Source organism: Devosia sp. WQ 349K1, from assembly GCF_016595685.1.
Taxonomy (GTDB): domain Bacteria; phylum Pseudomonadota; class Alphaproteobacteria; order Rhizobiales; family Devosiaceae; genus Devosia.
Genome location: NZ_JAENGO010000009.1, coordinates 19,213 through 42,781, shown reverse-complemented (window position 1 = coordinate 42,781; position 23,569 = coordinate 19,213). Strand labels below are relative to the sequence as shown.

The 23,569-nt window shown below is 57.3% G+C and carries 25 protein-coding genes; 13 read left to right on the top strand and 12 right to left on the bottom strand.

The window, feature by feature from the left end:
* Positions 1 to 7: 7 nt before the first annotated feature.
* Positions 8 to 817, top strand: a complete 810-nt coding sequence (gene hpaI / locus JHL21_RS16585) for a 4-hydroxy-2-oxoheptanedioate aldolase (protein ID WP_200214753.1) — start codon at positions 8 to 10, stop codon at positions 815 to 817.
* Positions 818 to 1,100: 283 nt separating this feature from the next.
* On the opposite strand, the gene JHL21_RS16580 is transcribed toward hpaI, so the two are convergent.
* Positions 1,101 to 2,333, bottom strand: coding sequence for a DUF3500 domain-containing protein (locus JHL21_RS16580; RefSeq protein ID WP_200214752.1), 1,233 nt, complete (start codon positions 2,331 to 2,333; stop codon positions 1,101 to 1,103).
* A gap of 124 nt (positions 2,334 to 2,457) precedes the next feature.
* Between JHL21_RS16580 and JHL21_RS16575 the strand changes: the two genes are divergently transcribed.
* From JHL21_RS16575 to JHL21_RS16535, 9 genes are all read left to right on the top strand, one after another.
* Positions 2,458 to 3,156, top strand: coding sequence for a GntR family transcriptional regulator (locus tag JHL21_RS16575; RefSeq protein WP_200214751.1), 699 nt, complete (start codon positions 2,458 to 2,460; stop codon positions 3,154 to 3,156).
* Positions 3,157 to 3,169: 13 nt separating this feature from the next.
* Positions 3,170 to 3,979 carry an IclR family transcriptional regulator gene (locus JHL21_RS16570; protein ID WP_169196287.1) on the top strand — a complete coding sequence of 270 codons (810 nt, stop codon included), beginning with the start codon at positions 3,170 to 3,172 and terminating at the stop codon, positions 3,977 to 3,979.
* Positions 3,980 to 4,146: 167 nt separating this feature from the next.
* Complete coding sequence (locus JHL21_RS16565; RefSeq protein WP_200214750.1) at positions 4,147 to 4,872, top strand: dienelactone hydrolase family protein; 726 nt, start codon at positions 4,147 to 4,149, stop codon at positions 4,870 to 4,872.
* A 10-nt stretch (positions 4,873 to 4,882) separates the two neighbouring features.
* The gene (locus JHL21_RS16560) at positions 4,883 to 5,665 is read left to right on the top strand and encodes an SDR family oxidoreductase (RefSeq protein ID WP_200214749.1); all 783 of its coding nucleotides are present in this window, start codon (positions 4,883 to 4,885) and stop codon (positions 5,663 to 5,665) included.
* The gene (locus JHL21_RS16555) at positions 5,665 to 6,066 is read left to right on the top strand and encodes a nuclear transport factor 2 family protein (protein ID WP_169196290.1); all 402 of its coding nucleotides are present in this window, start codon (positions 5,665 to 5,667) and stop codon (positions 6,064 to 6,066) included. Before JHL21_RS16560 ends, JHL21_RS16555 begins: the two co-directional genes overlap by 1 nt.
* Positions 6,067 to 6,103: 37 nt before the next feature.
* Positions 6,104 to 6,961 carry a fumarylacetoacetate hydrolase family protein gene (locus JHL21_RS16550; protein WP_200214748.1) on the top strand — a complete coding sequence of 286 codons (858 nt, stop codon included), beginning with the start codon at positions 6,104 to 6,106 and terminating at the stop codon, positions 6,959 to 6,961.
* Positions 6,962 to 7,095: 134 nt separating this feature from the next.
* Positions 7,096 to 8,115, top strand: coding sequence for a hypothetical protein (locus tag JHL21_RS16545; RefSeq protein WP_200214747.1), 1,020 nt, complete (start codon positions 7,096 to 7,098; stop codon positions 8,113 to 8,115).
* Positions 8,116 to 8,255: 140 nt separating this feature from the next.
* Positions 8,256 to 8,765 (top strand): TRAP transporter small permease, encoded by a 510-nt coding sequence (locus JHL21_RS16540; RefSeq protein ID WP_200214746.1) that lies wholly within the window; start codon positions 8,256 to 8,258, stop codon positions 8,763 to 8,765.
* A 1-nt stretch (position 8,766) separates the two neighbouring features.
* Complete coding sequence (locus tag JHL21_RS16535; RefSeq protein WP_200214744.1) at positions 8,767 to 10,083, top strand: TRAP transporter large permease; 1,317 nt, start codon at positions 8,767 to 8,769, stop codon at positions 10,081 to 10,083.
* A 74-nt stretch (positions 10,084 to 10,157) separates the two neighbouring features.
* Here JHL21_RS16535 and JHL21_RS16530 read toward each other — a convergent pair whose 3' ends face one another.
* Positions 10,158 to 10,988: an IclR family transcriptional regulator gene (locus JHL21_RS16530; protein ID WP_169196295.1), complete on the bottom strand. Its 831-nt coding sequence runs from the start codon at positions 10,986 to 10,988 to the stop codon at positions 10,158 to 10,160.
* Between JHL21_RS16530 and JHL21_RS16525 the strand changes: the two genes are divergently transcribed.
* The gene (locus tag JHL21_RS16525; RefSeq protein WP_200214743.1) at positions 10,977 to 11,228 is read left to right on the top strand and encodes a hypothetical protein; all 252 of its coding nucleotides are present in this window, start codon (positions 10,977 to 10,979) and stop codon (positions 11,226 to 11,228) included. The genes JHL21_RS16530 and JHL21_RS16525 overlap by 12 nt on opposite strands.
* Before the next feature lie 55 nt (positions 11,229 to 11,283).
* Here JHL21_RS16525 and argG read toward each other — a convergent pair whose 3' ends face one another.
* The 10 genes from argG to JHL21_RS16475 form a co-directional block, all read right to left on the bottom strand.
* Positions 11,284 to 12,621, bottom strand: a complete 1,338-nt coding sequence (gene argG / locus JHL21_RS16520) for an argininosuccinate synthase (protein ID WP_169196296.1) — start codon at positions 12,619 to 12,621, stop codon at positions 11,284 to 11,286.
* Positions 12,622 to 12,803: 182 nt separating this feature from the next.
* Positions 12,804 to 13,550 carry an SDR family NAD(P)-dependent oxidoreductase gene (locus tag JHL21_RS16515; RefSeq protein WP_199530695.1) on the bottom strand — a complete coding sequence of 249 codons (747 nt, stop codon included), beginning with the start codon at positions 13,548 to 13,550 and terminating at the stop codon, positions 12,804 to 12,806.
* A 49-nt stretch (positions 13,551 to 13,599) separates the two neighbouring features.
* Positions 13,600 to 14,643 (bottom strand): Gfo/Idh/MocA family protein, encoded by a 1,044-nt coding sequence (locus JHL21_RS16510; protein WP_169196298.1) that lies wholly within the window; start codon positions 14,641 to 14,643, stop codon positions 13,600 to 13,602.
* Positions 14,644 to 14,654: 11 nt separating this feature from the next.
* Entirely contained in the window at positions 14,655 to 15,656 is a 1,002-nt protein-coding gene (locus tag JHL21_RS16505; RefSeq protein ID WP_199530694.1) for a Gfo/Idh/MocA family protein, read from the bottom strand.
* 13 nt (positions 15,657 to 15,669) lie between these two features.
* Entirely contained in the window at positions 15,670 to 16,446 is a 777-nt protein-coding gene (locus tag JHL21_RS16500; protein ID WP_200214741.1) for an SDR family oxidoreductase, read from the bottom strand.
* On the bottom strand, positions 16,446 to 17,624 hold the full coding sequence (locus JHL21_RS16495; RefSeq protein ID WP_200214740.1) for a hypothetical protein: 1,179 nt from the start codon (positions 17,622 to 17,624) through the stop codon (positions 16,446 to 16,448). The genes JHL21_RS16500 and JHL21_RS16495 overlap by 1 nt, the downstream gene beginning before the upstream one ends.
* The gene (locus tag JHL21_RS16490) at positions 17,621 to 17,959 is read right to left on the bottom strand and encodes a hypothetical protein (protein WP_200214738.1); all 339 of its coding nucleotides are present in this window, start codon (positions 17,957 to 17,959) and stop codon (positions 17,621 to 17,623) included. Before JHL21_RS16490 ends, JHL21_RS16495 begins: the two co-directional genes overlap by 4 nt.
* Positions 17,960 to 18,014: 55 nt before the next feature.
* Positions 18,015 to 19,139: an ABC transporter substrate-binding protein gene (locus tag JHL21_RS16485; RefSeq protein ID WP_200214736.1), complete on the bottom strand. Its 1,125-nt coding sequence runs from the start codon at positions 19,137 to 19,139 to the stop codon at positions 18,015 to 18,017.
* A gap of 56 nt (positions 19,140 to 19,195) precedes the next feature.
* Entirely contained in the window at positions 19,196 to 20,044 is an 849-nt protein-coding gene (locus tag JHL21_RS16480) for an ABC transporter permease (protein WP_200214734.1), read from the bottom strand.
* Positions 20,045 to 20,062: 18 nt separating this feature from the next.
* Positions 20,063 to 20,860, bottom strand: a complete 798-nt coding sequence (locus JHL21_RS16475) for an ABC transporter ATP-binding protein (protein ID WP_248306568.1) — start codon at positions 20,858 to 20,860, stop codon at positions 20,063 to 20,065.
* A gap of 293 nt (positions 20,861 to 21,153) precedes the next feature.
* On the opposite strand from JHL21_RS16475, the gene JHL21_RS16470 reads away from it, so the two are divergent.
* Both JHL21_RS16470 and JHL21_RS16465 read left to right on the top strand, forming a co-directional pair.
* Positions 21,154 to 22,092, top strand: a complete 939-nt coding sequence (locus tag JHL21_RS16470) for a MurR/RpiR family transcriptional regulator (RefSeq protein ID WP_200214732.1) — start codon at positions 21,154 to 21,156, stop codon at positions 22,090 to 22,092.
* Positions 22,093 to 22,096: 4 nt separating this feature from the next.
* Positions 22,097 to 23,557, top strand: a complete 1,461-nt coding sequence (locus JHL21_RS16465) for an amidohydrolase family protein (protein WP_200214731.1) — start codon at positions 22,097 to 22,099, stop codon at positions 23,555 to 23,557.
* Positions 23,558 to 23,569 lie beyond the last annotated feature (12 nt).

Genomic DNA, 23,569 nt, shown 5'->3' with positions numbered 1-23,569 from the left:
GCGCGCCATGCCCGCACCCACCAATAAGTTCAAGCAGAACATCCGCTTAGGCAATCCGCAGCTCGGCCTCTGGGCCGCTCTCGCCAATCCTTACACCACCGAAATCCTCGGCGGTGCTGGCTATGATTGGTTGCTCTTGGATGCCGAGCACGCGCCCAACGATGTGCCGGTTCTTATGGCGCAATTGCAGGCTTTGAGCGCATCGCCCAGCCACGCGATTATTCGCTCACCGATCGGGGAAACCTGGGTCATCAAGCAGCTCCTCGATATTGGCGCGCAGACCCTGCTCGTGCCCATGGTCGAAAGCGCCGCCCAAGCCGCTGAACTGGCTCGCGCCATGCGTTACCCACCCTTTGGCGTGCGTGGCGTTGGCGCAGCCTTGGCTCGCGCCTCAAACTTCAATCGCATCCCCGATTATCTGCAAACCGCCAATGACGAGGTCTGCCTTCTCGTCCAGCTCGAAAGCCAAAAGGGCATCGCCGCGCTCGATGAAATCGCGGCTGTCGACGGCGTCGATGGCGTTTTTATCGGCCCGTCTGATCTCGCCGCTGACATGGGCTTTTTAGGCAAACCCGGCGCGCCGGAAGTGCAAGCCGTGGTCGAAGCCGCAATTCTGCGCCTCGTGAAACTCGGCAAGCCAGCGGGCATTCTCATCGGCGATCAGGCTCTCGCCCGCCGCTATCTCGAACTCGGTGCCACATTCGTTGCTATCGGCAATGACGTCACCCTCTTCTCGACAGCCGCCTCAAAGCTGCTCACTGAGTTCAAAGCCGGAGCGCCCATTGTCTCCGCAGGCTCCAAAGACCCTTACGGCTAAGGCGAGCACTCCAAATGCAAAAGGCCTCCAACGGGAGGCCTTTTTCTTTGTTGAAATGACTACTTCCCCCACCGTCATTGCCGGGGTTGTCCCGGCAAACCAGACAAGCTTAGCGCCGCACTGGATCACCGGGACAAGCCCGGTGATGACGAGAGCTCGCAACCGAAAATACCCGAATAGTCAGCCCTTCCTGAGCATTTCTCCCCAGCCCAACGCCCCTTCGTCTCCCTCCGCCTGGAGGGGAGGGATTAAGGGTGGGGGATAACCCCCCCAAAAAATACGACTACCCCTGTTTCGCTTCCCAAGCCCGCAACAGCGCCCGTCCATAATCATTCCCGTTCGGAATACGGGTAATGTGATGGATATGGAATTTGGCTGGCTGTTCATTGGTCAGCCACATGCCGGAGTGATGGTCAAATTCCAGCATGATCACCGGGCTCTGGATACGGAAATAGAACGGGTCTTCGTCCCCGTGTCCGCCGATCCAGCACCAATAGGTTTCATCCAAATGTCTAGCAATCAGCGCCATCTGCGCCTGACGCGCCGCATCCGGCACATGCTCAATAAAGGTCTCGATCAGCTTGAGCAGTGCAGCCTGTTGGTCCGCTGAAAACTCACTGGCCTTCACCCCCTCATAGGGGATCACGCGGTTGTCCTGAAACGCCCCGCCAAGGTGGCGTTGGTCGGCGAAGTTGAACCGATCCGGCCCCATCTTTGGGTCTTCCATCAGCTCAAAAATCGTCGCGCGCTGCTTCTGCTCGGAGCTCAGCGATTGCATCAGCGCCAGGCCCTGCCGCTCTTCTTCGGTGAACAGCGCAAAGCAATTGCCATTGCCGCGATCGATCACATTGGGCTCAACGCCCATGAACGTCGGTGAAATCACCATCTGATTGCCCACGATCAGGCAATTGAAGGCGACGTGGTGGCCATAAATATTCCAGCCCCAAGGCGCGGTGAGCGAAGGCGTACCAAACATCAGGAAGTGGAAACTCCACTCGTTCATGATGTTGAGCAGGTCATAAATCTCGCCCAGATAGCGATTGGCGGAGAGCAGGTTCTGCACCTTGGTAAAGCCTACTTCACTCGTGCAGGCCTTAAGCAGCTCTAGGAAAGCATCGCGCGCCGCCTCCGGCATATATTCAAGCCGGACCCCATGGTCGTTGAATGGGATTTCCGGATTATACCAGCCGCGCCATTTGTCATCGTCGCTCTTGTGCGCAACTCCGGCCTGATGCTCGGGCGATAGCGCTGCCAGCATCTTTTCCATAGCCGCGACAGCAGGGGCGGGGTCGAATCCCTGATCTTCCAGCGCAAACAAATCTTCAATGACCGTGCCGTCGGATGTCACGCCTTTGAACGGCTGGTTGTAGCGGCTCTGCCATTCGGCATTGAGCGCGATCGCCCGCTCCGTTTTCAGAATCGGTTGTGCGTAAACGAACGGGTCCAGCCCGCGCGCATTGGCAATTCGAGGCGTATCCAGCGCCAGCATGTAGTCGCGGAAGTTGTTGCTCGCCATGGTTTTCCTCCCAATCTCTGCGTCTAATCGATGGTCTTATACAAAATCGATTTTTTATGCAAAATAGTTTTGCTTGCATCTGATCCCATTTTAGAGGAACAAATAGACCCAATGGAGACTGCCTATGGCGCAAAGCAAAACCGCTGCTGTTTATGAAACCCTCAAAACCGAGCTGCTCGACGGCATGCATACGCCTGGCCAAAAGCTGGCGATTGACCAGTTGGCTGCGCGCTTTGGGGTAAACATCGGCGCGGTTCGCGAAGCGCTCTCGCGTCTCACCTCCGATCATTTGGTCACCTCGCAACCGCAAAAGGGGTTTCTCGTCGCCAAGGTGTCGGTGGCCGATATGCTCGACCTCACCGCCGTCAGAACCGACATTGAAACCCGCTGCCTGCGCCGGTCGATTGAGCTGGGGACTTTGGAGTGGGAAGGTCAGATGCTGGGCACATGGCATCAGCTGTCCCGCACCACGCCCCTCATCGGCGGCGAGCCCAATATCGAATGGTCGCGTCTCCACCAGAAATTCCACGACGATCTGATTTCCGCTTGTGATTCAGTGTGGTGGCTGCGGTTGCGTTCGCAATTGTTTACCCAAGCTGAGCGCTATCGTCGGATGATCCAGCCCCATCGTCGGGGTGGCCGCGATGTCGATGCCGAACACCGCCAATTGATCGAACTCTGTCTGGCGCGTGACGCCGACGGCGCCTGCGCCGCGCTCACCGAGCACCTGAACAGAACCGCTCAGACGCTGATCACTTATGGCGCACGCTATTTAGACGAACCTGAAGACGTAACGAAAAAGAACGCTGCATCAGCAGCATAACAGGGAGGCGACTATGTCTGAGGAGACCGTTACCAAGCCCCGCGCACGTCGGGATGAATCGGGTACGCAGTGCATTCACCGCTCCATTGGCGTCATGCGTCTTTTGGCGTCTAGCCCGCGCGAAGGGCTCAAGCTGGTCGACATCGCCTCGATGCTCGATCTTTCGCACCCCACGGCGCATCGCATTCTCAAAGCCCTCGAAGAAGAAGGCGTTGTCGAGCGCGTTCAAGGTTCGCGCCGCTACACCGTTGGCACCGAAGCCGCTTGGCTTGGCCTTGCCGCCAATGAGCGATTCCCGATCACCTCGGTCGCCGCTCCTGTTCTCGATGGGCTGTCTGCTTCCATCAAGGATACCGTGTTCCTTGCCGTCCCCAGCATCAATGACTCGGTCTATGCCGACCGCCGCACCGGCTCTTATCCCGTGCAGGTGACCACTCTTGCCGTTGGTGCGCGTCGCCCGCTCGGCATCAGCGTTGCCGGTCGCGCCATGATGGCCTTTATGGGAGACCGCAAGATCGAGGCGGTTCTCGCCCAAAACAGCGCCCGCTACGAACCCTATCGCATGACCGCCGAAACCGTCAGCGCCAGCGTTCGGGAAGCGCGCAATGCTGGCTATCTCTGGGCCGATAGTGTCACCGCCAAAGATCGTCGCGCCCTCTCGGTTCCTGTGCTGAATATGGCCGGAAACCCTGTTGCTGCGCTCAGCGTGATCGCGCCGATCCACCGTCTGCCAGAGGGGCGTATTCCCTCCATCGTGCCTATCCTCAAGCAAGCGGCGGCCGAGATTTCTCAATCGCTCGTCAAGCGGTCGATAGCCGCCTGATAGGCTTATAAAAATTCCACAGGGCGGCCTTCGGGTCGCCCTTTTTTGTGTCGTTGGTGGCTTTGTTTTCGCAATGTGAACAAAGCCCCAAGCGCAAGTTGCGAGCAAGCCGCCCTCACGGAAAAAGTCGTTTCTAAAATACGGCTTACCGCATGGGAGGGGTTCGTATGGCCCAGACGATCGCCAGCGATCTCGAATATAGTTTTGATGGCACACGCATGATTGGTCGCCGCTTCGTGCCTGTTGGGGCAGGGGATGTGCCGGGCGTATTGGTCATTCACGCCGCTCATGGCCTCGGTGAACAGGTTCTTGGCTGCGCCGAACGTGTCGCCGCTTTAGGCTATGCGGTTCTCGCCATCGATCTTTGGGGTGAGCGCAAGCAGATCACCAATCCGGCCGAAATCGGCCCCATGCTGGGCGCGTTTAATGCCAATCCCGACATGTGGATGGGGCGTATCGAAGCTGCGCGTCAGGCGCTGATCGCTTCGGGCAATGTCGATGCCAATCGTATTGCTGTCATGGGCTATTGCTTTGGCGGCTCGTCATCCATCGAATTCGTCCGCTCCGGCGCGCCAATTGCTGGCGCAGTGAGCTTCCACGGTGGTCTCGACAATGTCGGCGATGATTTCACCAAAGCTGGTGCAGATGCCCGCGTTCTCATCCTGACCGGCTCTCAAGATCCGCTCGCCTCCGCAGCCGATCTTGCGCGCGTTGAAGCCGGGATGAGTGCTGTTGGCCTCAATTGGGAAACCAATGTCTACGCCAACACCAAGCACGGGTTTACCGAGCCGGATCGCGGTCCCCGCCCTCCCTTCGCCGCTTACAATGCCATCGCAGACCGTCGGTCGTGGTCGGCTATGAGCGCCTTCTTCGCCGATCTTTTCGCCCACTAAGGATAGCACAATGGATCTTGGTATTGCTGGGCGTAAGGCCCTAGTTTGTGCGTCTTCTCAGGGGTTAGGCTTTGCCTGCGCCACCTCGCTCGCGCGTGAAGGTGTGGCGGTTACCCTCAATGGTCGCAACGCCGAAAAGCTCGTCGCCGCAGCTGATAAGCTCCGCGCCGAAGTGCCGGGCGCTGTGGTTGATTTTATCACCGCCGACCTCACCACCACTGAAGGGCGGGCCGCGATCCTATCTGCCCTGCCGCAGGTCGATATTCTGGTCAATAACAACGCTGGCCCCGCTCCTGGGGCTTTGGCCGATTGGTCCGAAGAGGCCATCCTCGGCGCCATCAACGCCAACATGCTCCCCGCTGTGCAGCTCATCCGTGCCTATGTTCCGGGCATGCGCGAGCGCAAGTTTGGCCGCATTATCAACATCACCTCCGCTATGGTGAAGTCTCCCCATTACATGATGGGCCTCTCGACCTCAGCCCGCGCTGGCCTCACCGCCATTTCCAAAGCCATCAGCCGCGAAGTTGTGGTCGACAACGTCACCATCAACAACATCCTGCCCGAGCGTATCGATACGCCGCGTCAGGAGTTCATGGCCGAAAAACTCTCCAAGATGCACGGCATCACCAAGGAAGAAGCGCGCGCCCGCTCGGTCTCCGAGATCGCTGCCAAGCGCTTTGGTCGCCCCGAAGAGTTTGGCGATGCCTGCGCCTATCTCTGCAGCGCTCAGGCCAGCTTTATTTCTGGTCAGAACCTGCAGCTCGACGGCGGCTCTTACGACGGGTTGATCTAATGAACACGCTCGAAAAAGACCTCGCCGACGTCCTTGAAACTGAAGAAGCGCGCCAGCACGCGCTCGTGAAAAACGATCAAGGCGCGCTCGAATGGCTCCTCGCTGACGATCTTGTTCACGTCCATTCCTCGGGTCAGGTCCACACCAAGCCCGAGTTCATGGCGCACCTTAATCGCATGGGCGGCTTCCGCTCCATTGAGCGCGGGCCACTAGACATTCGCGTCGAAGGCGACATCGCCATCGTCACCGGCTCGACCATCAATGGCGTCACCAAGCCCGACACCAGAGAACCGGTCACGCTCGAGGGCTTTGCGACCCAAATTCTGCGCCGCGGGCCGAAGGGCTGGCAGATCGTGCTTTCACAACTCACGCCATTTCGCGCCGGACCGCAGGGCAAATAGCCCCGTTCCCCGCACAGCTCATTAGCAAGGAATAGACATGAAACTCGCTCGCTTCTCACAAGCGTCGGTCGACGGGGTCCGCATCGGTCGGGTCGAGGGTGACACCATCATCGACCTCTCGGCATTTCTGGGTGTGAATGCCTCGATGCGCCATCTGATTGCCAATCTGGAGGCCCTTAAAGGCCAGCTAGATGCCATCAAAACGCCCATCCTCAAACTCTCTGATGTGACGCTTGAAGCGCCCATCAACGACCCACAAAAATACCTCGCTATCGGCATGAATTATAAGGAACATGCCGAGGAAGCGCGCGCTGCCGGGATCACCATTCCCACCAGCCAGATGTGGTTCAACAAGCAGGTGTCCTGCATCAACGGTCCCTTCGCCCCCGTGGTGAAGTGGACTGCCGTCGAGAAATGCGATTACGAAATCGAACTCGCAGTCGTAATTGGCAAGAAATGTCATCAGGTTAAGCGCGAAGACGCACGTTCCGTCGTCGCTGGTTACATGGTCTCCAACGACGTTTCTGCCCGCGATTGGCTGCCGAAATCCCCAACCTTCACCCTCGGCAAATCCTGGGACACCCATGGCCCAATAGGCCCGTGGATCACCACCGATGATGAGATCGAAGATCCGCTCAACCTTGAGATGAAACTCTGGATTAACAACGAGTTACGCCAGAACCATCGAACCAACGACATGATCTATAACATCTGGGATCAGATCGCCTATCTCACCCAAGTCATGACCCTTGAGCCGGGCGACATCATTGCCACCGGCACGCCGTCAGGCATCGGTGCTCCAAAGGGAATTTTCCTTCAACCAGGCGATGTTATGCGCCTTGAGATTGAAGGACTTGGCACGATCGAAAACCCTGTCGTCGCCGAAAAGGCCTAAGCGAGAAAACACCAATTCCGCATTGTGAAATTTTGGTCGCGCGCCGATTGCGGTGGACGCGGCCAATTAACACTATTCAAATTGCCGGTCTGTGTTTTTTATAAATCTGACAGGCACTAACGGGAGGAAGTACCATGTTATCCATTCGCAAGATCGCTCTTGCATCCATCTTCAGTCTGACCCCAGCCGTGGCTTTTGGTCAGGCGATCGAGCTGATTTACAACAACACGCTGCCGCCGTTCAATGAGACCTATCAGGTCGGCATTCGCGATTTTGCAGCAGCCATCAACGAAGCCTCCGGCGGCGAAATCAAGGTCACCATCCCAGATGCGCAGCTTGCGCCAGTGGACCGCCAGTACGAAGCCGTCCGTGATGGTATCGTTGATATGGCCCTGATCGACGTGAGCGCGGTCACCCAGCACGTTGTGCTCAACGGCATTGGCGAACTGCCAGGCTTTGCGCCGACCTCCGAAGCAGGCTCCGTAGCCCTTTGGGAAACCTACCAAAAGTTCTTCGAAGGCGTTGGTGAATGGGACGGCGTCAAGGTCCTCTCGACCCACGTTCTGCCGGGTCGCCAGATCCTGTCCGTTAGTGAATTTGTTCCAGATACCCCAGAGGGCATGCGCGGCGCTCGCACTTGGGCCACATCGGCAACCTTGGCCGTGATCGCCCAGGCCTTTGGCGGCGTGCCAATGGATACAGCCTACCCAGAACTGCAGGAAAACGTCGAACGTGGTAACTTGGACGTGCTGTTTATCACGCCAGGCTCTGCTGATGGCGCCGGCGTCCGTCCAAGCGTGACCCATCTCACCAAGATCCCTGGCGGTATCGGTACTGGCTCCTTCGCGGTCATCATCGCCGAAGAGCGTTGGAACGAAATGACCCCAGCGCAGCAGGAAATCATTTTGGCTACCGCCGAAGGCCTGCCACGTCGTCTTGGTCAGGCCAATGACGTCGAAGAAATCGAAACCGCTCCAGCCTATGCCAACGTCCCGACTACGGAAGTTGAAGGCGAGGCACTTGCGGCGTTCCACGAGGTTCTCGACCAGCAGGAATCGATGTGGTTCCAGCGCGCTGAGGCTGCTGGCCTTGCTGACCCACAGGCCGCGATCGACTTCTACCAGAGCGTCCTAAAGCGTGAAGCAGGCGAATAAGCATCACGTACTCCACTCGGCTCCTCAGGCCTTAAACCTGAGGGGCTGCCCCCCGGCACAAGCCCTAAGCGTTGTGTCCATTCCAGACCATTTCACGTTGCAGACGCGCGAAAGGGCCTGGTCTCTAAGGAAATACCGTTATGATTGACAAGATCAATCACTGGCTGATCATCCTGCTGAAAGTGGTGTCAGGCAGTGCCATCGTTTTCATGGCTCTGATCGCCTTTGTTGACGCTGGTGGACGCCAATTGCACATGCCCATCTTGGGCGCCTACGAGTTCGTCAAGCTCGCCCTAATGCTCTTCTTCTTCGCGTCGATCGGGCTCGTTGTTCGCGACGACTCCCAGATCCGTGTTGGTCTGATGGCTGAGCTGTACAAGCCGCTGGCAGCCAAGATCGAAGGGCGCATCACCCTCGTTGTCGAAGTGATCGCAATGGCGGGTCTGTCATGGATGATTTTTGACCAAGCCAGCCGTTTGACCCGCTTCGGCACGGTTTCGTCCTTCTTCCACTTCCCTATGGGCCCTTGGGTTTTCCTCGGCGCTCTCATGACACTGGTCGGGGTGTGGTTTGCAATATTGAATTTGGGTCGTTGGCGCACGATCGGTGAAGCACCGGTCAGGCACCTCCAGCCCGGTGAGGAGATTTGACGTGGGGGATTCCCTGATTATCGAAATTCTCGTGATCGGCAGCCTGCTTGGGCTCATGGTGTTCACGCGAATTCCGCTCGGCTTTATTATGATGTTCTGCGGTGCTGCGGGTATCGCTGCCATGCACCCGCGCGGTGTGGGTGCAGGCCTTGCCGTCGCCGAACAGCAAATCATGGATCTGGCCCTCAACTATAACTTCTCGGTTCTGCCGCTGTTCATTCTCATGGGCATTTTCGTGGTCAAGGCAGGTCTTGCCGACGAAATGTTCGACGCAGCAAGAGCTTGGCTCGGTCACTATCGTGGTGGCTTGGGCATGGCGACGATTGTTGCATGTGGTGGTTTCTCCGCCATCTCGACATCGTCGACTGCCGGTGCCGCAACCATGGGGCACATCTCGATCCCGGCCATGGTCAAGGCCAAGTACAACACAGGCCTTGCGGCAGGTGCTGTTGCTGCGGGCGGTACGCTACTCATCCCGCCATCGGGTGCGCTGATCGTTTATGGCCTCGTAACCGAAGAGAGCATCACCAAGCTTTACATCGCGTCGCTGATCCCTGGCTTGCTGCAGCTTGCCTTCTATCTCGTCGTCATGCTGCTGTTCGCTTACATCGTGCCATCTTGGGCTCCAGCCGACTCCCGCGTAAGCTGGAAGGAAAGACTGCGCGCTCTCAGCAAGGTTTGGGGTATCGCGGCTCTGTTCCTGCTCATCATGGGCGGTCTGATGGCAGGCTGGTTCTCGCCAACCGAAGCCGGTGGCATTGGTGCCGGTGGCGCACTGATCTTCGCCTTGGCGCGCCGCAAGCTCAACTGGGCCAGCTTTGTCGATGCTCTAGCGGATACCGCTAAAATCTCGACCATGATCTTCCTCGTGGCTGCCGGTGCTATGGTGTTGAACCAGTTCATCAATATCTCCGGAATCTCCGGCGATACGGTGAATTTCATCCAGTCGCTCAATCTCGAGCCTTGGCAAGTTATCCTCGGTCTCGTGGTCTTCTATATAGTGCTGGGCACGCTTATGGACGGCTACGCGATGATCCTGCTGACCGTGCCAGTCATTGTGCCGGTGGTTCAGGAACTGGGCTTCGACCTTATCTGGTGGGGTGTGATCACCGTCATCTTGGTTGAGCTGAGCTTGATCTCGCCACCGGTTGGGCTGAACGTCTTCGTGCTGCGCTCCGTCTTGCCAAATGTGCCTCTGAGCGCATTGTGGCGCGGCATGTATGCCTTTATCGCGGCTGACACGGTCCGTGTCCTTATCCTGATCGCGTTCCCAGCTCTTGTGCTGTGGTTGCCATCGTTCACGGGTGGTCACGGGTAGGGCTACCAAAACAGCGAAGCGCACTTAAGGATGCGGCCATCTTGGTGGTCGCATCCTTTGTCTTTTCAAAGGGCTTAGCTTCTGTCGCGGGCTTGCATGGCCGCATTCCGCCAGATCGCCTCAGAGGCCTCTCGAGACCCGGCATTCAGCGCGTCAATAATGTGAGGAAGGCGGCCGTCGTCGAGGCGCGACCGCGTCCCGATCACGCTAATCGCGGCGATGGCATTGCCCGCCATATCTCTCACGGGCGCTGTGATCGCGCGCGTATCGCGGACGGTCAGCCCTTCGCTCACCAAATGGCCTCGCTCCCGCACAGAAGCGATCTGATGGCGGAGCCCATTTTGCTCGTCTGCGTCCGCTGCCGCGATAATGGGTTCAACCAGACGGTCCGGCATATAAGCGAGCATTGTTAGGCCCGCAGGGGTGGCTTGTAAGGGCATTCTCGCGCCCACAGCGGCAGACGTGACACGGATTGGCAACTTGCCATTCCGTCGCTCGACACAAACGGAATAGATGCCACTCCGCACACTCATGATGACGGTGTCGCCGACCCCGTTGGCGATCGTGCTCAGTGCTGGCGCGACAAGCGAGAGAAGCGGGAAGCGTTGCGCGGCACGGAGCCCAAGCCACACCATCTCGACACCAATCACATAGCGCCGAGAATCTGCGCTGCGTTCCACCAGCCCTTGCTCTTCTAAGGCGCGCAAAATGCGATAGGCCGTCGGGTGCGACAGGCCTGTGGCCTCAGCAATATCGATCAGTTTCATACCGTTACGCGGTCCTGCCGATAGGACTCGGACGATATGCAGCGCGCGGTGTATAGCTTGCGCTCCGCCAGAACTTGTATCTGATTTCAGTTGGGCCAATGGCAGCTTCTGCTCGCCATCTTCAGTATGTTCGCTCATGCGTCTCGTTCCTCCCACGCCGCTGCATGGCATGGCCACAGCGCGATCCCTAAGGCATCGTATCAGCAGCGCTCGGCTCTGCCATACATGCTTTCAGGAATTCTGCGCATTCCCCAGACCTATTTCCAGCCAACTCAATGGGCTCACGCGACCGACCTTGTCAGTCTCCGTCGTGATGAAGTCTTCAATGTGAAGGGGAAGGGGGCGCTCGACGCACTCTTTGGCGGAGCCGAATGGTGACGGTGCCCAGTGTGTTGCCGGGCACCGTTAAAGTCATTTAGTCAGAGACGAGGTCTCAGTCGTTGTCGTTCTCGAGGCGGAACATCTTGTCGCCTTCGCGCGACGACAGCAGGCCAGTCTTGGAGTAGAGGTCTAGCTTGGCGCGGGTGTCGACGATGTCGAGATTGCGCATGGTCAACTGACCGATACGGTCCGCAGGTGAGAACGGCGCGTCTTCGACCTTTTCCATGCTCAGGCGTTCTGGAGCATAGGTCAGGTTCGGGCTCTCGGTGTTGAGGATCGAATAGTCGTTGCCACGACGCAGTTCGAGCGTCACTTCACCAGTAATGGCCTGTGCAACCCAGCGCTGAGCGGTTTCGCGCAGCATGAGGGCCTGCGAGTCAAACCAACGGCCCTGATAGAGCAGGCGACCGAGACGGAGCCCATTGATGCGATACTGCTCAATGGTGTCTTCGTTGTGAATGCCGGTGACGAGGCGTTCGTAAGCAATGTGCAGCAGCGCCATGCCTGGTGCTTCGTAGATGCCGCGGCTCTTGGCTTCGATGATGCGGTTTTCGATTTGGTCGCTCATGCCGAGGCCGTGACGGCCACCGATGGCATTGGCTTCGTAGAAGAGGGCGACTGGATCGGTGAAGGTCTGACCGTTGAGTGCAACAGGCTGGCCTTCAACGAAGCGGACTACAACCTTCTCGGCCTTGACGGGCTCTTCGTCCTTCCAGAACGGCACGCCCATGATCGGGCTAACGATCTTGATGCCGCTATCGAGGCTCTCGAGATCCTTAGCTTCGTGGGTGGCGCCCAGCAGATTGCTGTCGGTCGAATAGGCCTTCTCGGCGCTCATCTTGTAAGCAAAGCCGCTGGAGGTCATGAACGCCGACATTTCAGCGCGACCGCCGAGCTCGTCGATGAACTGCTGATCCAGCCAAGGCTTGTAGATGCGCAGGTTTGGATTGGTCAGCAGGCCATAGCGATAGAAGCGCTCAATGTCATTGCCCTTGAAGGTCGAGCCGTCGCCCCAAATGTTGACGCCATCTTCCTTCATCGCCGACACCAGCATGGTGCCGGTTACGGCGCGGCCAAGCGGGGTGGTGTTGAAATAGGTAACGCCGCCGGTCGAAACGTGGAACGCGTTAGCCTGAATGGCCGCGATGCCTTCGTGAACGAGCTGGGTCCGGCAATCAACGAGGCGTGCTTCCTCGGCGCCAAATTCCATGGCCTTGCGCGGAATCTCGTCATAGTCGGCTTCGTCTGGCTGGCCGAGGTTCGCGGTGTAGGCGTAAACCTTCGCGCCCTTTTGCTTCATCCAAAGCAGGGCAGCGCTGGTGTCCAGACCACCGGAGAAAGCGATACCAACTTTCTCACCCTTGGGCAGGTTTTTAAGAATTGTACTCACGGGTGGATTCCAGTCGGCTTGATTGAAATGATGTTCGCCGCGAATACCAAATCTCGCGCCACCCGCCAAGGGTGCGTATGGCCGCGTTGCATGATCAATACGTGTGATGGCCGCTGACGGGATGCCGTGGCTGAGGTGATCAGGCCACGGCAAATGGTACAAGCGCATTTAGGACGCGGCTTCTAATAGGTGCAGCGACCGCCGGAGAGGTCGAACACCGAAGCGGTCGTAAAGCTGTTGTCCTTGGAAACAAGCCAAGCCACCATGGCGGCCGCTTCATCGACTTCAAGGAACCGCCCACGCGGAATGCGCACGAGCATGTAGTTGATAAACTCCTCGGTCAGCGTTTCGAGGATGCGGGTTTTGGCTGTCGCAGGGGTAATGCAGTTCACTGCAATGTCGTACTTCGCCAATTCCTTGCCGAGTGACTTGGTCAAGCCAATGACCCCTGCCTTAGCCGCAGAATAGGCGGATAGATTGGGATTTCCTTCCTTACCGGCGACGGAGGAAATGTTGACGATACGCCCGTAATTCCGCGCTTTCATCGAGGGTATGACGACCTTGTTGACGTAAAAGGTGCCATTGAGATTGATCTCGACCACTCGCCGCCATTCATCGGGATCATAGTCCTCCAATGGTGCGTTGTTTCCGGCAATGCCTGCGGAATTGACGAGGATCGAAACGGGTCCGACTTCGCCTTCGACTTCCGCATGAACCTTCATCAGGCCCGCAAGGTCAGTGATGTCGACGACCTTACTCGACGCGCCCGCGCCGAGCGCTGTGACTGCCTTGTCGAGAAGCGCCGCATCGCGGTCCCAAAGGCTCACCTTAGCGCCGGAGGCCAGAATGCGTTGGGCCATTGCAAAGCCGAGCCCTTGCGCCCCGCCGGTGATCACGGCGACTTGGCCGTTAAGATCAATGTTGTTCAATTTTCTCTTCCCAAAACGAGGAGGCCCGGTTGACCCGGGCCTTTAGTGTTTAGAGGCGTACGACTTCGCCAGTATGGATTGACTCATCTGCGGCCAGAACGATGCGGAGGCTATTCACCCCGTCATTCATATGCGCGCTCAAGTCCAAATCTTCGGTGATGGCCTTGAGCAGATAGCGCTGCTCGCGTTCACACAGGTCATCGTGATCTGGTTCATCGGTCATGTCGATCCGCTCGTCTGGGCGGGTCATGTCGGCGTAGTGGCGCAGGATTTGGTTGGTCTTCGTGTGGGCGTTGATATCGTCCGATTTCACGCCCGAAGCATTCTCTGCCATGACGATGGAGACCGAACCCTTTGGCCCGAACACGTCTTTCACAAAGAATGCTGTCTCGCTGACCATCGGGCCCCAGCCAGCTTCGTACCAGCCAACGGACCCATCATCGAACTGCACCTGCAGCATGCCGTAGTTTTGCTTGGCCACTTCGTCGGTCAGACGAGCGCCAATGGCGTGGACTTTCACCGGCTTGGCGTCAGTCATCTGACACATGACGTCAACATAGTGCACGCCGCAGTCAACGATGGGCGGGAAGCTGTCCATAAGCCGCTTGTGCCATGACCAGGTTTCGCCATTCGACTGTTGGTTGAGGTTCATGCGGAAAACCAGCGGCGTGCCCAATTCGCGCGCGATTTCAATGAACTTCGTCCAGCTCGGGTGTTGACGTAGGATATAGCCGATGACGAGCTTCTTGCCAGTCTGTCGCGCGACCTCGACCACTTTTTCTGCGTCAGCCACGGTGAGCGCCATCGGCTTTTCGACAAAGACATGGGCACCGGCCTGCATGGCTTTGATGGCATAAGGAGCATGGGTGTCGGGCAGAGTGTTGATCGAGACAACATCTGGTTTGAGTTCCGCCAGCGCGGTCTCAAAATCATTGTAGCGTGCCGCTCCTGACAGCGCGTCAGGCAGTGACAGGCTTTCAATATGCCGCGTGCAAACGCCAGCCACCTCAAAGCCATCAATACGCGTGTAGGCGAGAGCATGGCTCATGCCCATATTGCCTAATCCTACAACCAGAACACGCAAAGCGCTCATGGTTAGCCTCCTCAACGAATATGAATAATAGTTCCCGTTCGGGCGGACTCCTCGGCCGCCAGACAGGCTTGCAATGCACCGGCGGCGTCCTCTGGTCGACCAACATCAGGTTGTTCGCCAGCAAGCGCTTTCCGAGTGAAGTAGTCGAACTCGTCTCGCAGCGCTCCTCCTCGAACGCCGTCGAACATCGGCCAATAGGTCGTGTCCGGGCTGTGCAATTTGTTGTTATCGACTATCGCCAGATTGGGGAAGGTATCCTGAATATGGATGATGCCTTCCGTGCCGATAATCGACATGCGCTCGTCGATGTCGAATGGGGTCTTTTCCGGCATGCACCACACGGTTTCCAGTGTTGCCGTCGCGCCGCCTGCAAAGCGGAACATCGTCTGGCCGATATCGGGATGCTTGAGATTGCGCAGCGAGGTGGTTTGGGCATAGGCGGAGACGATCTTGTCGCCCGTCAGCCAAAGCATAATGTCCGTGTCGTGGATCGCATCGCCAACGATGGGGCCAATCTTCTGCAGGATCGTCGGCGTCCAAGAGGCCGGAATATTGCGGCGTGAGGAGAGGGCAATGATCTTGCCGATGCGCCCCTCGTCGATTGCTTGCTTGGCCATACGATAGCGTGGATTGAACCGAACCACGTGGCCAATGAACAAAATGCCCTTGGACGTTTTGGACGCTTCCACGATTTTCTGTGCGTCTTCGACGTTTGAAGCGATCGGCTTTTCCAGGAAGACGTGCTTGCCAGCCTTGAGTGCCGCGATTGCAGGCTCGGTATGTTGGTCCCACATGGTGCAGATTGAGACGGCGTCGATGTCTGGGTCGGCGAGCATGTCGTTGTAGTCAGCGTAGAGCTTGCTAACGCCAAACTTTTTGCCCAGTTCAGCCAATCGATCAGGCGTGCGCGTGCAGAGCGCGTCGAGCTTTAGGTTGGGGATGCCCATGATCGTTTCGGCGTGGATCTCCCCAAACCAGCCCAGCCCAATGATGCCAATTCGTAATTGTGACATTGTTCTTCTCCCCTCAAAGATCCTCGAGCGTAAGCTCGCGGGTCATCACGATATTTCCTGAACTGAGGCCGCAATCGACCGGGATGACGGCACCTGAAACGGCGCTCGCTGCATCCGACGCCAAAAAGCCCACCACAGAAGCGACCTCTTCGGGTTCGACAATCCGTCCCAAGGGATACCAACGCTCTAGGGTCTTGAGGACATCAGGGTCCTTTTGCGCACGTTCCCGCCACAGCGGTGTGCGCACTGTTCCCGGCATGACGCAGTTAGAGCGGATGCCGAACTTGCCCAATTCCTGCGCAAGCGTCCGGGTCATGGAAATCATGCCCGCCTTGGCGGCGGAATACGCCGGGTCGCCGAGAGCACTTTGGCCGTTGACCGAGGCAACGTTGATAATAACGCCAGACTTTTGCCGCTTCATCCGCTCTGCCGCGGCGTGGGCGCAAAAGAAAGCGCCGTTGAGATTGCCATTGATCTCTTCGGTCCAGCTCTCTGGGTTTGTGAGCCGTAAAACGTGATGGTTGGAATAGCCCGCATTGTTGATCAGCACGTCGACTTGCGGGATTTCGCGGAAGGCCGTCTCCACAGCCTCTGCATCGCCAATGTCGAGCCGCAGAAAGCGGGCTTTCGCCCCGGCATCCTCGAGTGAACTCATTGCGCCGCCAGAGGTTATGGATTTGTCGATCCCGACGACCTCGGCTCCTCGGGCCCCGAACCAGTGGGCAAGGCAAAGGCCAATCCCCCCAGCCGCTCCAGTGATCACGACAGTCTTTTTTGAAAACTCAGTCATCACGGAACCCGCGCCAAAGCTTCGCCGATCCACTCAAGGTTGCGGCGGCGCTGGTGGCCCCAATTGTAAAAGGCGATGTCGGTTACTCCACCGGCAACCAGAATATCGACGGCCGAAAGGAATTCCGCTTTGCTTTCAATGTCCGGGTAGCTCGGGCGAAGAATGCCGCGGATCGTCGTGTTCGTCGGAACTCTATGTTTCAGGTCGAACAGGTCAGTGGCTATCCGAGCAGCATTGGGCTCGTAAAAGCACGCCTCGATAATTCCTGTCGTTTCGCCAATGGCCTTGAGATCGGTCCCTTCGTACCACGCCCCACCCGTGGGGCGAGCGACAGATGGGATGATGGCAACATCGACGTCCTGCCGAACCGCCTCGCGTATCTCAGCGATAAGGCTGGTGACCTGGCCCGCGCGGAAATCGAGATAGGTGCGAAGATCTTTATTGGTTGCGATTTCCGCCAACCAGAAGGCTCGGCCCATATCGTCGGGAATATCGACGTCGCTCTGCAAAAAGCTATCGATGCGGTTTGCGACATAGGCTTTTAAGTGGTGCGCATCAAAACCCTGTTTGGACGCAGCGCTGACGCAGTGATCGCAAAAGCACAGACCCATCAGACCCTCAAACATAGGGTCCTGACGCACAAAGCTCATCTCGTGGTGATAGCCATGGGCATAGGGCGTAAAGCCGGGCGCCTCGAGGGAAAGACCGGTAACAGAGTAGTTTTCTGTCACGTCGACGCAAAGGCCTACCGCATAGGCTCTGGCCTCTGGCGCGCTTGGACAGAGATTGTAGAAATAGGGGTCGCCGAAGGCGTTCCGGACCACTGCATTCGGGTGCTTCATGCCCAAGGCCGTGTTGTGCAGCAGCACCATCCAGACGTTGATGTCTAGTCTGCCGTCGTCACAAAGCTCTTGAAGAATGTCTCGTTCGGCCAAAAGGGAGTTCGGCAGAGGCTTAATCTCACCATAACGATCATCGTCGTGGCGGAAGTAAGCAGTTCCGTCTTCAGGGAAATAGACCTTGCTCGATTTGCCCTGTGGCCGCAGAAACTTCCCAGCGTGGTAGGTGCCTGCGATCGAGATCGTGTTGAGACCCATCTCTTTGAACACAGAGATGGACTCGGTGACACCGTGGTCCGCAAAATCCCAAGCATAGGTCAGAATGGCTTTGTAGCTCATTGTCCGAACCAGCCGTCCTTGAGGTAACGCATGTATTCAAAGACCATTCCGTGCTTGAGCACGAAAGCGACTTGAAGGAAGTCCCCCACGATGAAAGGCGGGATCAGCACTTCGTCAGCCTCAGCGAGACGCTTCTCCATATCGTCGATCCGATAGGCAACATGAGGATTGTTTTTGACAATCTCGGGGGTTGGGCTATCCGGCTCGTAGCGCAGAAACTCGATATGTTCCGGGTGATTGCGCGGGTTTGTCACCCACAAGCGCGATTGCTCGACCCAGTCTTCTTTCGGCTGTTTTGTGGTTGTTGTGATGCCAACATGGTCAAATTCGAACACAGCGATGCCTCGTCGGTTTAGAAGGGGCGGGGAGTGACCCCGCCCTCAGGCTTGATCAGAGGGTGGCTTCAATCGCTGCGATGTCGACGGCTTTGTACTCGTCGCGCAGCTCAAAACCTTCGGCATCGGCTTTGACCTTGGCGTGGTCAAAGTCATTAGCGCCGTCAATCAACGCATTGGTCACGACATCACCGGCCTTCAATGGCTGCGATATCTGACCGATTTTGTGGATGGCGTCGAAATACGACTGCCAGCTGTCCTCGAGGTGGAGACCCCACTTGCCGCGCTTGTCCCAGTGAGCGTGCATCAAGCCACTCTGCTGCATAAGGGACTCGACGGCGGTTGCAGGATCCATCTGAGTTGCCAAACCAGGGAACTCATCCATTGCGATCTGGGTCGCTGCGGCAGGGTTCAACCAGCCAAACTCAAGGCCCATCGACCAGCCACGCAGATACTTCGTATAGGTCTCGACTAGCGCTGGGTCGTCGAGGTCTTTCGCGCGAACGACGAAGCTGTTGGCAGGGAAAACCGAAGCGTTCTTGCCGAGCAGATAGTCGAAGTCGAAGCCTTGTCCACGCCACTGGGCGCGCAAGCCTTCCCAAGTCAGAGCGGCGTCCGCCTGACCTTGGGCGAGTGACTGTCCCCAACCGGCCACTTCCACATACTTGATCGTTGAGAGGTCCACACCGGCTGCCGCCAACATCGGATCAGCGATAGACTGCCAGCCAGCAGAACCCAGAACGATGGTCATGCCTTCCATGCCCTTGAGGTCGGCAGGGGCCTTGCCCTTTTGGAACGCAAAGTCGAACACGTCGCCAGCCATGATGTGGAAGACGGACTTGAGCTTCATGCCCTGTTCTAGGCCCAGTGAAAGCACGCCGGGCGATGGGTAACCGAAATCGGACTGGTTCTGGTCAACCAACTTGATTGCCGCTGTTGCATCTGGTGGACCAGCTTCAACGGACGTGTCGAGATCACCGAAGTAACCCATGCGCTTTGCCACCCAATAGGCGAAGTCGTCGACGACTTCCAAAGAGCCGCGTGGCGAAACCCAACGGATCGGACCGCTTTGCGCAAAGGCGCGAGTGTTCATTCCGATCGCCGACAAGGCAACGCCTGCGGCGGAGATTTGAAGCATGCGGCGACGGTTTAACGTAGTTGTAGTCAGCAGATTGGACATAGATTTCCTCCCATATGTCCGGTTGACGCCCGTGTTCGGTTGTCACGCTGGGCCCATCAGGACTCCCAGCTGGTCCATTTCTTCCCGATCTGGAAGAAGATGACGTAGATGCTGATGCCGATGGTCGCGAGAAGCACGATCACAGCGAAGAACTGCGGCATGCGGATCATCGACGAATAGTAGTTGAGACGGTTCCCGAGGCCTTCCGCGCCGCCGACCATTTCGGCGCCGACGGTTGTCAGGAGGCCAAAGATCGAGCCGATCATCAGGCCAACCATGATCATCGGCATGGCCATCGGAATGCGGATCTTCGTAAAGATTTGGAAGGTCGATGCACCGAAGGACTTTGCCAGTGCGATTTTCGCGAGGTCGACACGACGGAAACCCGTCGCCGAGTTAATCATCACCATGGGGCCAGATGCGAGCGCCACAGCGATAATGCGTGGTTCCCACCCAAAGCCGAACCGCAGCACCAAGAGTGGGACGAGCGCCAGCATGGGCGTTGTGACCAGAAGCAAGATGTAGGGCGTGATGATCTTTTCAGCGAACGGGAACTGAGTGATCACCGCCGCGAGAATGAACCCTATGGATGCCCCAATTGAAAACCCAATAAGCAGCTCGCAAATAGTGGTGACGAGGTGTGGCCACAGGAATGGCCATTCCGTAATCAAAGCCGATCCGATCGCGCTCGGCGGTGGCAGAATGTAGAGCGGAACTTCAAACAGGCGTATCAGCAGTTCCGCGCCGCCAATTATAACAACAGCGACCAGTGCGATAATTACAGTTTCGAATGCAGTGCGGTTTGAGTTGCCTAAGAGCGCGCCTGCGCCTCCGGCTAACCCTGCCTCAGTCTTCTGCCCCTTGTTCCCAAAGCTTGGGATTTTGTCGTGCAAGGCGTCACTCATTTCAATCTCCTTGCGCGCTCAGGTGGCCGGACGGTGGTCGATCATGCCCTTGATGGCTTCGACCCGTTCGAGAAATTCGGGGGTTGTCTGGAGCTTCACCGGGCGAGGGCGCGGCAAGTCGACATCAACAATATTGGAGATGCGCCCTGGGCGGGCGGACATGACAACGATCCGGTCCGCCAGGAAAACCGCTTCAGCGATGGAGTGGGTAATGAAAATGATCGTCTTGCCCGTCTCCATCCAAATCTCTTGAATGAGAAGGTTCATCTCGTCGCGCGTGAAGGCATCGAGTGCGCCGAATGGTTCGTCCATTAAGAGGACTGATGGGTCGACGGCCAAGCTGCGAACGATTGATGCACGCTGTTGCATGCCGCCGGAGAGTTCGCGCGGATATTTGTTCTCAAAACCTTCGAGGCCAACACGCTTGAGTAGCTTTTTAATCAGCTCCCGATTGGGGGGCTGCTTTTTGATCTCAAAGGGCAATTCGATATTGCTGCCCAAATTGCGCCAAGGCAGCAAATTGGCTTCTTGAAAGATCATAGCGATTTCAGGATGAGGCTTGGTAATAACGTCAGAGCCGAGGCGGATCTCGCCGCTGGTGAGGCCGTGCAAGCCGGCCATGGACCAGAGCAAGGTAGACTTGCCGCAGCCCGACGGTCCGAGCAGACACAGGAATTCCCCTTCTCGAACGTCTATCGAAACATTGTCCAGGGCATGTACGCCCCCTGACTTCGTTTGATAGATTTTCGTTGCCTGCGATATTCTCATTTTGGCTGGCATATGGGCGTCAGATATCGCCCCTGCTGCATTAGTCATGCAGCGTCCTCCCTCAGCAAGCTGTCGTGTAAAGCATGCTCGCCTCCTCTGGCAGAGCACACATTCTCCTGACCTGACTGAAACAGAATTTCATGACCCAGCGTATTATACTTTAGTCGCATTCCAATGGCGATTTTCGGGCTAAATCGGCTGTCTGAAACCGAAAATGTTGAAATTTCTCAAGCGTGTTAGTGATGGCTCTAACCACTCAAGCTTCCTGTTTCAAAAATTTCTTGCTTAAAAATCGGAAGGCTGTAATTCAATTTCATAACAGTGAAGAGGTGTTTGGCCGTATGACTGCTAAGTCGGCGAATGTTGTTCAGTCGGATGTCATTGATATCGTCTCGCGCATGCAGCGCGTGGAGAGCGAGCTGTCGCCAGCCGAGCAGCAGGTTCTTAAAGCCGTGCGCGTCGACTTCGAAGCCACGACGCGAATGACCATCGCTGAACTCGCCAAAGCGGCGGATGTCAGTCAGCCTACCGTGACGCGTTTCTGCCGGTCTATCGGTAGCGCTTCCTTTGCCGATTTTAAGATCAACCTCGCCACGACGTTGACCGTCGCCGCCGCCTATTTGCAGCCAGACCGCCAGTTTGACGATGATGCAGGGCACCTTGCGCAATCAATCATGTCGCGTGCGATCAACGCCATGAGAGATGCTCTGAATGGGCTCGATACTGACGCCGTAACCCGCGCCATCGCAGCGCTGTCCAATGCGCGTCGCGTGGATATTTACGGGCAAGGCGGGGGCTCGGCGAGCCTGGTCGAGGACGCAAAACTACGGCTGTTCCGCATTGGGTTGCCTGTGTCGGCCTATATCGACGGGCATCAGCAACGCATGTCGGCAGCGACCCTGAGCAAGGGTGATGTTGTCATCGCTATATCGAACAGCGGGCGGTCGAAAGCGGTGGCAGAAGCCGTTCAAATTGCGTCGTCTTTCGGCGCGACGACCATTGCGTTGACCCGACCTGATACGCCCGTGGCAGAGGGCGCCACGATCCTCATTCCTATCGTTATCGCCGAAGACGAAAACGTCCTCGCGCCAACGCCTTCCAGATACGCCCACATGATGGTGATCGATACGATTGCCGCAGGTGTCGCCTCAGAGCGAGGCGCTCAGGCGCGCGAAATCTTGCGGCGCGTTCGATACACGGTCGCCAGCATTGGCATAGCCATTCCCGCGCCATCCACTGACCCAACGATCTTGATGAAGACCATCAAACCGCACGAGTGATCCCATGACCTTGGCCAGCAACAATACGCCCGATTGGGTGTTCCGGAACGCGCGCATCATCGATGGCACGGGAGGAGCGTCCTATCACGGGGAGTTGGCAATCGTTGGCGACACGATTTCTGCAGTGGGGCCGGTCGGGTCAATTAGCCAGACGGGACGCAATGAAGTCGATCTGGAAGGGCTAGCACTCGCACCTGGTTTTATCGACTCTCATACCCATGATGACCGCATCGTGCTCGATGCGCCGGAAATGCTGCCAAAAATCAGCCAAGGTGTGACCACCGTTGTCGTTGGAAACTGTGGTGTTTCCCTCGCTCCCGTGACTTTTAAGGGCGATCCTCCACCGCCGATGAACCTTTTGGGTGGCAATCGTTCCTATGAATTCGTCACCTTCGCCTCTTACGCGCGGGCGGTGGCCGAGGTTGTACCCGCTGTAAACGTCGCTGCACTGGTCGGCCATTCAGCCCTGCGATTGGCGGTGATGGCTGACGTTAACGCGAAGGCGAGCGACAGCGAGATCGAGCGCATGGGTGCATTGCTATCCGAGGCAATGGAAAACGGGGCAGTGGGGTGGTCGACAGGCCTGTTCTATCCCACAAATGCAGCAGCAGATGCTGACGAGGTATCCCGGTTGGGGCGCTATGTTGCGCGACACAGCGGTGTCTACGCGACCCACATGCGCGACGAATTCGAGCATGTTCTCGAGAGCATCGACGAGTCTGCTGACACCGCTAAAGCGGCGGGTACACCATTGGTCATCTCGCATCATAAATGTGCGGGGGTCGAGAACTGGGGGCGATCGCAGCAGACACTGCCCAAGATTACGCGCTTGGCCCAAGATCAGGCGATCAATATCGACGTTTACCCCTATGCGGCTGGCTCGACCAATCTGCGCGCGGATCTGATCACCGATACATATCCGATCATGATCTCGTGGTCCGGGCCGCATCCGGAAATGACAGGTCGTTACCTTATCGACATTGCCGCAGAGTGGGGCCTCGACCTGAGTGCCGCTGCCGCGAAGCTGCAACCTGCTGGTGCAATTTACTTTCAGATGGATGAAGCGGATGTGCGGCGTGTCCTCGCCTCACCGCTCTCGATGATCGGTTCGGACGGATTACCGCATGACGTCCATCCGCATCCGCGTTTGTGGGGAACATTCCCGCGCGTACTTGGGCACTATGCACGAGATGAGAATCTGTTCGATCTGGAGACTGCGGTCCACAAGATGACGGGCAAGACTGCAAAGGTTTTTGGGCTGACCCGGCGCGGTCAACTCAAAGCCGGTTTCTTTGCCGACCTCGTCGCATTCCGCCCGGACGCCATTGCTGATCTGGCGACATATGAAAAGCCAGTCCAACAATCGGTTGGCATCGAACTGGTCATGGTGAATGGCAAAATGAGCTTTGGCCAAAGTGGTGCGTCGGTCACGCGTGCTGGACGACTTGTCTACCGCGACAGGTAATGGTTTTTCTTG